This is a genomic window from Wolbachia endosymbiont of Chrysomya megacephala, assembly GCF_008245065.1.
Lineage (GTDB): Bacteria > Pseudomonadota > Alphaproteobacteria > Rickettsiales > Anaplasmataceae > Wolbachia.
This window is the reverse complement of record NZ_CP021120.1, coordinates 342880-354428: the sequence shown is the minus strand read 5'-3', so window position 1 is coordinate 354428 and position 11549 is coordinate 342880. Positions and strand designations below refer to the sequence as shown.

General features: G+C 34.7%; 10 protein-coding genes. 5 read left to right on the top strand and 5 right to left on the bottom strand.

Annotated elements, in window-relative coordinates; genetic code table 11:
* Positions 1-50: 50 nt before the first annotated feature.
* From CAI20_RS01600 to rpe, 4 genes are all read left to right on the top strand, one after another.
* A complete protein-coding gene (locus CAI20_RS01600) occupies positions 51-1238 on the top strand; it encodes a phosphoglycerate kinase (RefSeq protein WP_179943647.1) in 1188 nt (395 codons plus the stop codon).
* A 49-nt stretch (positions 1239-1287) separates the two neighbouring features.
* Positions 1288-2115, top strand: a complete 828-nt coding sequence (locus tag CAI20_RS01595) for an EndoU domain-containing protein (protein ID WP_012481925.1) — start codon at positions 1288-1290, stop codon at positions 2113-2115.
* Positions 2116-2189: 74 nt separating this feature from the next.
* On the top strand, positions 2190-3665 hold the full coding sequence (locus CAI20_RS01590; protein WP_007302240.1) for an N-acetylmuramoyl-L-alanine amidase: 1476 nt from the start codon (positions 2190-2192) through the stop codon (positions 3663-3665).
* Between the two features lie 153 nt (positions 3666-3818).
* Positions 3819-4493: a ribulose-phosphate 3-epimerase gene (rpe, locus tag CAI20_RS01585; RefSeq protein WP_007302239.1), complete on the top strand. Its 675-nt coding sequence runs from the start codon at positions 3819-3821 to the stop codon at positions 4491-4493.
* 100 nt (positions 4494-4593) lie between these two features.
* Here the strand turns inward: rpe and pnp are convergent, their stop codons facing one another.
* Genes pnp through truB form a run of 3 tightly spaced genes read right to left on the bottom strand, consistent with a single transcriptional unit; the run spans position 4594 to position 8226 of the window.
* Positions 4594-6870 carry a polyribonucleotide nucleotidyltransferase gene (gene pnp, locus CAI20_RS01580; protein ID WP_179951426.1) on the bottom strand — a complete coding sequence of 759 codons (2277 nt, stop codon included), beginning with the start codon at positions 6868-6870 and terminating at the stop codon, positions 4594-4596.
* A 14-nt stretch (positions 6871-6884) separates the two neighbouring features.
* The gene (rpsO, locus tag CAI20_RS01575; protein WP_007302237.1) at positions 6885-7157 is read right to left on the bottom strand and encodes a 30S ribosomal protein S15; all 273 of its coding nucleotides are present in this window, start codon (positions 7155-7157) and stop codon (positions 6885-6887) included.
* Positions 7158-7164: 7 nt separating this feature from the next.
* Positions 7165-8226: a tRNA pseudouridine(55) synthase TruB gene (gene truB / locus CAI20_RS01570; RefSeq protein WP_149168720.1), complete on the bottom strand. Its 1062-nt coding sequence runs from the start codon at positions 8224-8226 to the stop codon at positions 7165-7167.
* Positions 8227-8360: 134 nt separating this feature from the next.
* On the opposite strand from truB, the gene CAI20_RS01565 reads away from it, so the two are divergent.
* Entirely contained in the window at positions 8361-9038 is a 678-nt protein-coding gene (locus CAI20_RS01565) for a hypothetical protein (RefSeq protein WP_149168719.1), read from the top strand.
* A 54-nt stretch (positions 9039-9092) separates the two neighbouring features.
* Here CAI20_RS01565 and ribD read toward each other — a convergent pair whose 3' ends face one another.
* Both ribD and CAI20_RS01555 read right to left on the bottom strand, forming a co-directional pair.
* A complete protein-coding gene (gene ribD, locus CAI20_RS01560) occupies positions 9093-10343 on the bottom strand; it encodes a bifunctional diaminohydroxyphosphoribosylaminopyrimidine deaminase/5-amino-6-(5-phosphoribosylamino)uracil reductase RibD (RefSeq protein WP_149168718.1) in 1251 nt (416 codons plus the stop codon).
* Positions 10343-11524: a deoxyguanosinetriphosphate triphosphohydrolase gene (locus CAI20_RS01555; RefSeq protein ID WP_149168717.1), complete on the bottom strand. Its 1182-nt coding sequence runs from the start codon at positions 11522-11524 to the stop codon at positions 10343-10345. The genes ribD and CAI20_RS01555 overlap by 1 nt, the downstream gene beginning before the upstream one ends.
* Positions 11525-11549 lie beyond the last annotated feature (25 nt).

The following is an 11549-nucleotide window of genomic DNA, read 5'->3' as shown; positions in this document are numbered from 1 at the left end:
ACTTTGGATTAAACTATTGTATAGTGATTTTATACCTCTTTAATTTTATGATAAATGTACCTAGCATAGAGAGTTGTGATTTTCACAATAAAAATGTTCTGCTCAGGGTTGACTTCAATGTTCCTATAAAAAATGGAAGAATTTGTGATGCCACTCGTATTTTGAGAGCGCTACCTACCATTCAGTATTTGGCAAATGCGGGTGCAAAAGTTATTGTTATCTCACATTTTGGGCGTCCAAAAGCCAAAGACAGTAACTTATCGCTAAAAAACGTAGTTGAAACTTTATCGCGGCTGCTAAGCAAAGAAGTGAAATTTATTGATGATTGTATTGGTGAGAGAGTACAAAGAGCAATAAATGCGATGGATGGAGGAGATATAATATTACTAGAGAATCTGAGGTTTTATAAAGAAGAAGAGCAGAATGATTCAAATTTTGCTAAACAATTAGCATCTCTAGCAGATATATATATAAATGATGCGTTTTCTTGCTCTCACAGAGCTCACGCTTCTATTTCACGCATTACGGAATTTTTACCTTCTTATGCAGGATTTTGCTTGCAAGATGAGCTAAAGTATCTTGAGCAAGCTATATCGTTTGACGCTAAACCTATTACTGCGATAGTTGGTGGAGCTAAAATATCAACTAAAATAAAAATGCTTATAAAGCTAGCAGAAAAGGTTGATTACCTTATTCTGGGCGGCGCAATTGCTAATAATTTTTTGTTATTTAATAAAGTTAATATAGGCAAGTCTTTTTTTCAAAATGGCGTTGATGATCTTCTGCACGATATTGTTGAGACGGCAAATAAAAACAATTGCAAAATAGTTGTGCCAGAAGACGTTTTGGTTGCAGTAAATTCTGATTATAGCACTGGCGTTTTAAGAAAAATTGAATCCATTTTGGACGGTGATATAATTTTAGATATCGGACCTCAAACTTTAAGCACAATAAGCGGTATAATAGCAAGCAGTAAAACTCTGCTGTGGAACGGACCTATTGGTGTTTTTGAACATTCAGCTTTTGCAAATGGTACAGTAGAGGTGATGAGAGTAGTAAGTGATTTGACACACGAAGGAAAATTAACCAGTGTAATAGGAGGAGGAGATAGTCTATCTGCAATAAATACTGCAGGTCTTGCCGATAAAGATTTTACATATATTTCAACTGGTGGGGGAGCGTTTTTAAGTTGGCTAAGTGGTGATGAGATGCCAGGACTGCGATCAACATTAGATTAAAACTTTTTTAAGTTGTTGCTTATACCCTAGCTTCTTTATGAATATGATTATGTCGAAAATAGCTAAGTTAATCTTGTGCTTAATAATACCAGTAATAGGATTTGTTTTTTACATTAAGGAGCATTATCTCAATGATGCAAATTCACAAATTGGCTTTGAGCCGTTTTTCAAAACAGATTCTTCAGATCCAGACTATATTCCACCACTTCCAGAGTTGACTGATTTTGATAGAGGAGTGTTAAGGGTTTGTGGAGATTGGGGAACACAGCCTGATGAAGAAGATTTCAGAATTTTGCTTGATTGTCCGCAGCATCAAGAAGTGGTGAAAAGGATATACGATAAGCTTGATCATCAGGTGATTACACCTAGTGCAGACTTGGGGTTGTTTAAAGATGAATTGACTAAGATTTGGTTTACAAATAGCGGAACTGAAAAAGAAACTATAGGGTTTGGGCATATTTTTTGTGGTGAACCAGATAGATTGGGGCTAGGTGGTATGCATTTTGTAGGTAGATATGTTGAGGCTCAAGAAAATAAGTGGGCGGGTGCGATTTGGGATAATGAATCTCTGTGCAATAAATTAGATATTAAGCCACCTGTTTACACATTTGGAATGAAATATCTAGGTAAGGATGGAGAAGTGAAAGTTAAGTGCCCAAGTGGGTACGCGTATAACCTTCATGCTGATGATATTTTAGTTTCTGCAACTAAGGCGTTTAAGGAGCTGGGAAAAGATGGAATGTGTCTGTATAAAATGGAAGATGACAATTATCAATCAGTGTTTGTGAGAAAGAAAGACGCTATACTCACATTCTATCCTGACTTAACACCAAAATGTAATGATAAGAGTATTAATTGTAGCTGTAGCAAGTCTTGATTGGCTGAAAAAAAGTAAACATTTTATGTGTGTTATGCTAATTTAGTTATATTAAGGGCAATTTGTAGAGCTACATGAAACTTATAGTAAAAAAATGTTTGTCTGTTTTATTTCTGTTGCTGCTTGTAGCGCCTCTTTTATATGGACAACAATCTTGTTTAAGTGATATTGAGAACGATTTTCAAGATTTGAAAACATCATTAAAAAATCCAATATTTTTAGATCCTGCACCGAGTTTAAATTATGATGATAGAGAAGGCAAAAAAGTGTTGATGGTGGTGGTGCACCATACCGAATCACCAACATTAAAAAGTACAAAATACGCATTAAATTCTTCAGGGATATCAGTACAGCTTATTGTTGATAGAGATGGTAGCATTACTCTGATGGTTCCACTTGAAAAACGAGCATGGCATGCTGGTATAAGTTATGCGAAAGTTCAAGTAGATAATGTGGTTGAAGAGCTACGAAAACTGAATGATTATTCTATAGGTATAGAGATTGTAAACACAGGGCTTGAGCCTTTTCCAGAAGAGCAAATGAAATCTGTCAAAGATCTGATTTTGTACCTCATGAAGCGCTTTAAGATTAGAAAAGATATGATATTTAGTCACGCTGAGATAGGCACTATAGTGTACAACTCAGCAATTGAAGGTTACGCAATGCGTAAGCCTGATCCACATAAGTTATTTGATTGGGAGTTATTAGAGAAAAGTGGTATTGGATTGCATATAGGTGATAGAATCAGTCCTCAAGACGCAGAACAAAAAGTAAATGAGGTTTTGTATAAGGTAGGTGATAAGAGTGAAAATATTTTGAAATTAAAAAAAAGGTTAAACGGTTTTTTTTATAAAATACTGCCTTGGAATGATAGGGAAGGTAATATGATTTTTCCTGACAATAATGCTAATTACTCAAATGAGTTTGATGAAAATTTTGCGTGGGTTATCAATCAGTTTTCAATGCACCACTTGCCGAAAGAGATTAGAAAAGACTTGCCTCTAAAATTAGAACAAGAAGATATTTTGCCTGAATTTTTAGTTAAGTATAGAAATCTTATTTTTAGTGAATTCTTATCTTTAAGTGATAAAACTCAATTAAGCTTAAAGCCACCATTTTTGAATGAAGAGGATTATAAGCATTTATTATCTTCTCTTGCAGAATATGAAAATAATATTTCTTCTGATGCATTTGCTATGCTCATGTACAAGATTAAGCTATATTATGACTCTTATCTAAGATACAATATAAGATCTTCACTTTATATTCCATTTAGACTTAATTCATTTGAAAAGCTAGATATTTTAAAGAATGAAATATTATCTTTTAAGTCTATAAGCCCTGAAAAGGCTATAGAAGTCTCGAATTTGATTAATGAGTTTAGGTCGAAAATTTTATCTGATTTCCAAAATTTTGAAAAGCAATGGTTTCAAGAATTTAAGGACACTTGGAAACAAAAATTTATACCGAATATGGAAAGGCAAATGTCTTGGACTGCGCTACATGAAACTGTGTTGGAATATTTAGAAAAGGCGAAGAAAGAAGTCTAATGAGTATTACAATGACCAGATGCATGGGCAGAGAAAAATAAAGGCACATGCATCTGGAAGTATACAAAAATTTCTAAATGAGATTAATATAGTATTGGGATGACAGAGTTTAAAAAATAAGTTACTTTTTTTATTTTTGGTAAAAAGTATTCTATGGGTATTAAAATTGCACCTTCTATACTTTCAGCAGACTTTGCAAAATTAGGGGAGGAAGTAAAAAGAATTAGCGACTTGAATGTAGATTATATACACATAGACGTTATGGATGGAAATTTTGTTCCAAATATTACAATAGGTCCGAATGTTATCTATGCGATACGTAAATATAGCAACCTTCCTTTTGATGTGCACTTAATGATTAAATCTCCTGGTGACCATATTGAAAGTTTTATAAATGCTGGTGCTGATATTATCACTATACATGCAGAAGCAGAGATACATCTTGAGAGGCTAGTAAGAAAGATAAAATCATATAAAAACAATACAAAAAAAATAATACAAGTTGGAGCTTCAATTGTTCCTTCAACTTCTCCAAGCGTGCTTGAGTATATAATAGATGAGCTAGATATTGTGCTAATTATGACAGTCAATCCTGGATTTGGAGGACAGGAGTTTATTCATTCGCAGTTGAGTAAGATATCTACTGTGAGGAAAATGATACAGGACCGTAATCTTAAAACACAAGTTTCAGTAGATGGTGGAGTTAACTTTTCTAACGCAGCTGATATAATAAAAGCAGGTGCAAATATATTAGTTGCTGGATCAGCAATATTTAAAGCTGAAGACATGAAAAAGGCTGTAAACGATCTTAAAAATCTTTCGTTATAACCCTACAGATAACACAAACCATTTTTGTTATCTTGTCAGTTTTAAAAATTCCTATTATCCCAGTGTTTCGACACTGAGATAATAGAAAGTAAGTTCAACCTCAATAGAAACCTGATGACGAGTCATTATTACCAAATTTTGGTCTGCTTCTATTACTAAAACCAGAACGAGGACGAGTAGGTCTATTACTATGATAATTATCTTCAGGTTTTTTATTAAACGAGTTGTTATAATAATTATCCCTATTATTTAAACCATCTCTCCTTTCTTCATTGTAAAGCTTACCTTCAAAAAATTCACCTGTTTCTTGATCAACACGACGTCTTGATAATTTTGGACATCCACCTTTTTCAAAGTCAATTATCAAAGCTTTGAAGGTATCACCCTGTTTAAGTATATCCTCAATGGACTCTACATGTTGATTAGCTACCTCGCTTATATGCATTTTTCCTTTTCTTCCATTAAGAAGTTCTAGCTCTACAATAGACTTCTCTATCTTTACAACTTTAGCATCAATTATAGAACCTTGTTCTAGCTCTGTTATTGAATCAATCATCATATTCTTTGCAGCTTCAGCTTCAGTACTACTAATGGCAAAAACAGAAACTTTACCGTCATCCCCTATTTCAATTTTTGCATTACTTCTTTTACATACACTGCGTATATTTTTTCCTTTAGTACCAATAGCTGCAGAAATTTTATCTTTATCTATATAAAACGATAACACTCTTGGTACATGATCTTTTATATCCTTACGATGTTCTGAAATTACTGCATTCATTTTTTCTAAGATATGTAATCTTCCGACTTTTGCTTGTTCTAAAGATTTTTCAACAATTTCAAAGCTTATACCAGGAATTTTCATATCCATCTGCAGTGCTGTAATCCCTTCGCTAGTTCCTGCTACTTTGAAGTCCATATCACCAAGATAGTCTTCATCGCCCAGTATATCAGAAAGTATTATATGCTCATTTTTGTCTTTGATGAGACCCATAGCAATTCCTGCAACGGGAGCCTTTATTGGCACACCTGTATCCATTAATGCAATGGAAGTTCCACAAACTGTTGCCATAGAAGAAGAACCATCAGATTCCATAATCTCAGATACTACCCTTATTGTATAAGGAAATTCAGATTTATCAGGTAAAACAGGATGAATTGCTTTCCAAGCAAGTTTACCATGACCAATTTCTCTCCTTCCTGGTGCGCGTATAGCAGAAGCCTCTCCAACAGCAAATGGAGGAAAATTATAATGCAACATAAAATGTTCACGTCTATCCCCTTCAATGTCATCCACAATTTGCTCATCTTGTGTAGTACCAAGAGCAGTAACAACTAGTGCCTGAGTGCTACCCCTTGTAAATAGCGCAGAACCGTGAGTCTTGGGTAGAATGTCAGCCTCAATTTCTATCTGGCGTATTTCATCATACTTACGGCTGTCTATTCTCACACTTTTCCTTCTAATCATTTCACGCACTAAAGATCTTTCAAAGCTTTTTACTGCATAAGTAATTAACTTTTCGTCTTTTCCAGCCTCTTTAAGAGTATTCAATATATTATTCCTGACTACTTCTAGAGCTTGGACTCGCTCTTGTTTTACTGTTTTTGAATATGCTTCTTCAAAGTCTTTTCGATATTTTTCAAGTTCTTGAGTTATATCTGATATATCAACAGGAGCAAAGCTTTCAGGTTTATTGCCAACTGTATCAGCAAATTCTTTTATGAGCTTAATAACAGGTTGAAGGTGTTCATGACCAAATTTTATTGCGTTTAAAACATTTTCTTCAGAGAGCTCTTTGACTTCCGATTCGACCATTAAGATCGAATTTTCATCACCAGACAAAAACAGATCCAAGTTGCTCGCTTTCATCTCTTGAACGGAAGGATTGAGTATATAATTGTTATTTTCATCACAACCGACCATGACTCCAGCTATAGTAAAGTGGAAAGGAACACCAGAAATTGCAAGAGCTGCGACGGTACCTATCAATGCTGGTACTTCAGGAGAATTGACCGTATCGTAAGTTAACAGATTACATACTACACTAATTTCATCATGAAAACCTTCAGGAAATAACGGCCTTATACTTCTATCTATTACTCTTGAAATTAAAGTTTCTCTATCAGATGGTTTTCCTTCTCTTTTAAAAAAACCACCAGGAATCTTACCCATGGCATAACTTTTTGCAATAAACTGCACATTTAAAGGGAGAAAATCAACACTTTCTTCCTTCTTTTTTCGTACAACAGTGACTAAGATAGAAGTATCTCCATAATTTACAACTACTGAACCATCAGCTTGACGTGCTATTTTCCCAGTTTCTAAAGATAAGGTACGCCCCTCCCAATCTATAGATTTTTTTATAATTTCAAACATACAAAATTCCTCGATTATTTTCTAATGCCTAACTTCTCTATTAACTCTTGATAGGCTTCATTACCAAATTTACGTTTTATATAATTTAAGTGCTTGCGCCTTCTACCTATCAATATAAGTAAACCGCGCTTAGAATTATGGTCATGCTTATGCGCTTTAAAATGCTCAGTTAAATTACTGATCCTCTCGGTTAAAATTGCACACTGTACAAAAGATGAACCTGTATCATCTTCTTTAATTGCATATGTACTAATCAAACTTTTTTTCTTTTGGGATGTTATTGACATCTAAACCTCATTTCAAAATATTAAAAACACGAATAGGCTTCACACAACCATGAGTAAAACTGCAAATTGCAATAGGTACATTACCCACTATCGTACAAAAAGTATCATAATTCTTTAAATTACGCAAGTTATTTAATATAATTTCTTGACCTTTTCTGATTTTCTCCGCTTCCTCTAAGGAAATTTCAACTTTGAACATCGATTTTAAAGCCGATTCAATGGGAATGATGAAGCCTTTTCTATTACCTCCATCATCTTCTGTCATCCCACCCTCCGATGTCATCCCAGTGTCAAGCACTGGGATCAAGCTTATTGCATCACGAACATTGTTTTTGACATATGCTCCTAGAATCTTTTGTCCATTACATGATTTGTAAGTATTTGTATCCAGTGTCAAGCACTGGGGAGAGTAAGTTGTTGTGTTTTTTTTAGTAAGTTGCTCAATTGTCACTGATTCATCTTCCTTAAAATCACCTACCATCGTTCTTCTTAATTTTGTAATGTGTCCAAAGCAATTTAATGTGACTCCAAGATCTCTTGCAATTGATCTTACATATACGCCGCTACCGCAGATCATAGAAAAATCAGCACTATTATTTATAGTGTCCAAGAATATCAGCTTCAGTTCATGTATTTTGACTTGCCGGGGCTTTATATTTACCTTTTGCCCACTTCTTGCTAATTTATATGCTCTTGCTCCCTTGATTTTCACTGCTGAAAATTGAGGAGGAGTTTGTGTTATCTCACCAATAAAATCCTTAATCGCACAGTTTATTTGGTTATATTCGGGTTTTATATCGCTAGTTCTAATGGTATCACCACCCAAATCATCCGTAGTTGTTTGTTTTCCCCATTTTATTGTGAAATTGTATGCCTTTAAGTCACAAGATAAATACGGTATAGTTTTTGTTGCTTCACCAAGAGCGATCGGTAATATACCTGAAGCCAAAGGATCAAGTGTTCCCAAATGTCCGGCTTTTTTTATTCCAAAAATCCTTTTAATTTGAGTTACAGCTTGTGCAGAACTCATTCCTGTTGGTTTATCAAGATTCAGCCAGCCATTTACCATGTATCAATCTTACATAATTAGTAACAATTTAGAAAGTAGATAAAATATTAAGTTGTTAATAAAAATGCTTGACTAGTGTGCATTGTTAATATACAATTAACTTTTTATTAACCTTAATTAAGGAGGAAGTAATTATGACTACTATATGGAAATTGAAAAATATAGCACCCATAACAAAAATGAGTATTGAAAGTACAGTTGCAACTGCATCTTTAGCAGCAGCAATAACAACATTATTGATTGCTACTAAAGTAATTGCTGGACCTGCGTCTTTAGCACTTATTGCTAGCCCTGCTGGAATTGCAGTTCTGTTTATTGTCGCTGTATATTTTGCCGCAGCAGCTTATGCTTCATATCAGCAAATGCATAAGAATGAAGAAATAGGAGTGAATGTTAAAGATACAGATTTCTTTGTTCTTCTTGGTGATATGGTAAAGAGTGGTGAAGTTGTTGAAGAAAATCAGAAATTAAATCTGAAACTTTCAAAAGATGATTATGAAGCATTAACAAATGGTAAAAATGTTGGTGATGAAGTAACTCTGAATGTGTTGCTAAAAAATAAATCAGTTGAAGTTAAATTTAAACACGTTGCTGTTGCTAACGATAATGATAACTATAAATTGGAATTAATTAGCGTAGATGGTGAAGGTCAGCTTGCTGAAATGAAAGAAAGGTTAGCTATGGCTCCTGATTCTAAGTCATTAACAGTTGCGGTAGGTGATAAAGATCCTGAAGCTTTAAAGAATGAAGTTCAAGCTAAATTAGGAGAGGTTGCAGTAAATGCAGCTCTATCAAAAATTGCTCAGAAGTAAGCAGTTTTAAATCGAGAAAAAAAGAGGTAGAGTTATCTCTACTTCTTTTCTCTATCATTTAGGTACGTAAGATCTATCCCACACCTCAACTACATCCTCACTGAACTCTATTATCTTTACTTTTTTGAATTTATGGCAGTTGTTTATGGATTGAATCCCTAGATCTCCTATAAAAGGAGTGGCATCATTGCCTAGAATTTTACCACTGCGACAGATTATTAATCTATCAATCAAATTATGCTTTAATAGCTCTGTAATTAATATTCCTCCACCTTCAACTAATAACCTTGTTATGCCAATTTCTGAAACAAGTTTTGATGCCATGTCTTTTAGGCAGACTTTATCGATAATGTCAGGCTCCGATGTCATTCCAGCGCGTGACCAGTTTTCATTATGCAATTGCTTGAAGTTTTCTGGATCCCAGTGTCTGGGCACTGGGATGACAGGAGAAGGTATTGGAATGACAGGAGAGTGTGTTGGGGTAACATCTGGAATAACAGGAGGTTTGTGATTTGAATTGACTATCAAATAATTAATGTTTTTTATTTTTTTCTCTATTTCTCTGTTTGTAATCACCCAAGTTGTTATTTTGTCTGCAGTTTTTGCAATATTATGCTCTTCCTTCAATTTCCCTTGGCTATCGATAATTAGCCTTATTGGCGACCTGTCTTCGAGTCCTGGTAATCTGCAAGTTAAGAGAGGATCGTCATTGATAAGGGTACTACTGCCAATCATAATTGCATCATATTTTGCTCTGAGCTCATGTACCCAATTTCTCGTATCTTCACTTGTTATCCATTTGCTATCACCTGTAAATGTTGCGATTTTTCCGTCAAGAGTTGTTGCGATTTTGCAAGCTATGAATGGTCTATGAAATTCTTTAGTGGTGAAAAAACCGACATTCAATACTTCTGCCTCTTTTTGCATAATACCTTGCTCAACTTCAATTCCTGCTTCTTTCAGAGCTTTAATTCCTCCACCTGAAACTCTACTATCTGGATCAATTGCTGCAATTACTACTCTTTTTATTCCTGATTTTATGATTTCTGCAGTGCAAGGTTCTGTAACTCCAAAGTGGCAGCATGGTTCAAGAGTGACGTACATAGTTGCACCATGAGTTAAATCTTTAGCATTTTGCAAAGCAACTACTTCTGCATGTGGACGTCCACCGATTCCTGTGTAGCCTTCACCGATCACCATACCGTTTTTTACAATGATACATCCAACAGCGGGATTTGGTGCAACACTTCCAAGACTTTTTTCTGCAAGTTTTAATGCGATCGACATGAAATAATCATCAGTCATTAGAAAGAAGTCATTTCGTATGAGGTATCAAAAATTCTTCTGTGCTCGTGTATGGCAAATCTATCTGTCATACCTGAGATATAATCACATATTATTACTGAACGCTGAGATTCACAAGCAAGTTTGTTCCACTCTATAGGTAATAACCCTGGGTTTTCATAAAAGCATTGAAAAAGCTCCTGTACTATACGTTTTGCTTTGTTCATTGTTCTGGTCAGTTTATAACTTCTGTATATTTTTTCCATGTTGAAATTTTTCATCTCTTTTGTGGCATTTGCAACTTCTGGTGAAAATGTGACTAGCATATTATTTAAGCTCCTTACATCTTCTACGCTTTTTATTTTGTAGTCTTTAATATTTCTTTCAGTCTGAAAAACGACATCATTTATCATAATTCCTATAGTTCTACTCAGTGATTCATGTATGAGTTTGCTTTGAGCCAATTCTGAATGTTCGCTTTTTACTTCTTTGAACATTTTGCCAATTAAAGGAACATCGAGCAAATCTTCGGTTATTACTAAATTTGCCCTGAGTGCATCATCAAGATCATGAACACTATAAGCGATGTCATCAGCAATCGAAGCAACTTGTGCTTCAATGCTTGAAAATTCTTCAAGTTTTAGATCATATTTTTCATTATATTTTAATAGCAGCTGATTATTTGTAGAAGACTCCGCGTTTTGACCAAGCAAGGGACCGTTATGCTTTGCAACACCTTCAATCACTTCCCAACTTAGATTCATGCCATTAAAGTCAGCATGTTTTTGTTCAAGATAAGTTAAAATCCTTATAGCTTGAACATTATGATCAAACTTATACTTCTCCTTATCAACTTGAACTAGAGCATCCTCACCTGTGTGACCAAATGGAGGATGACCAAGGTCATGTGCAAGCGCTATGCATTCAGTGATGTCCTCATCTAAGCCAAGTCTACGAGCAATGGATCTTGCAATTTGTGCAACTTCAAGGCTATGAGTTAGCCGAGTGCGATAGTAGTCATGCTCATAATTGATAAAAACTTGTGTTTTGTACCCCAATTTCCTAAACGCATTAGAGTGAATAATGCGGTCCCTATCACGCTGAAAGCAGCTGCGATTTTTGTCTTCTGGCTCTTTGAAATTTCTTCCTTTTGTTTTATTTGGAAAGCACGCGTAACTTAATAGAAAATTATTGTTTGACATGTAAAATTTCTACTATAATAGGTTA

What these genes read in the sequence shown, in the direction of transcription:
- ribD (WP_149168718.1), bottom strand. Translation starts at nt 10,343, where the DNA reads ATGACTGATGATTATTTCATGTCGATCGCATTAAAACTTGCAGAAAAA.
- rpsO (WP_007302237.1), bottom strand. Translation starts at nt 7,157, where the DNA reads ATGTCAATAACATCCCAAAAGAAAAAAAGTTTGATTAGTACATATGCA.
- pnp (WP_179951426.1), bottom strand. Translation starts at nt 6,870, where the DNA reads ATGTTTGAAATTATAAAAAAATCTATAGATTGGGAGGGGCGTACCTTA.
- truB (WP_149168720.1), bottom strand. Translation starts at nt 8,226, where the DNA reads ATGGTAAATGGCTGGCTGAATCTTGATAAACCAACAGGAATGAGTTCT.
- CAI20_RS01565 (WP_149168719.1), top strand. Translation starts at nt 8,361, where the DNA reads ATGACTACTATATGGAAATTGAAAAATATAGCACCCATAACAAAAATG.
- CAI20_RS01555 (WP_149168717.1), bottom strand. Translation starts at nt 11,524, where the DNA reads ATGTCAAACAATAATTTTCTATTAAGTTACGCGTGCTTTCCAAATAAA.
- CAI20_RS01595 (WP_012481925.1), top strand. Translation starts at nt 1,288, where the DNA reads ATGTCGAAAATAGCTAAGTTAATCTTGTGCTTAATAATACCAGTAATA.
- rpe (WP_007302239.1), top strand. Translation starts at nt 3,819, where the DNA reads ATGGGTATTAAAATTGCACCTTCTATACTTTCAGCAGACTTTGCAAAA.
- CAI20_RS01590 (WP_007302240.1), top strand. Translation starts at nt 2,190, where the DNA reads ATGAAACTTATAGTAAAAAAATGTTTGTCTGTTTTATTTCTGTTGCTG.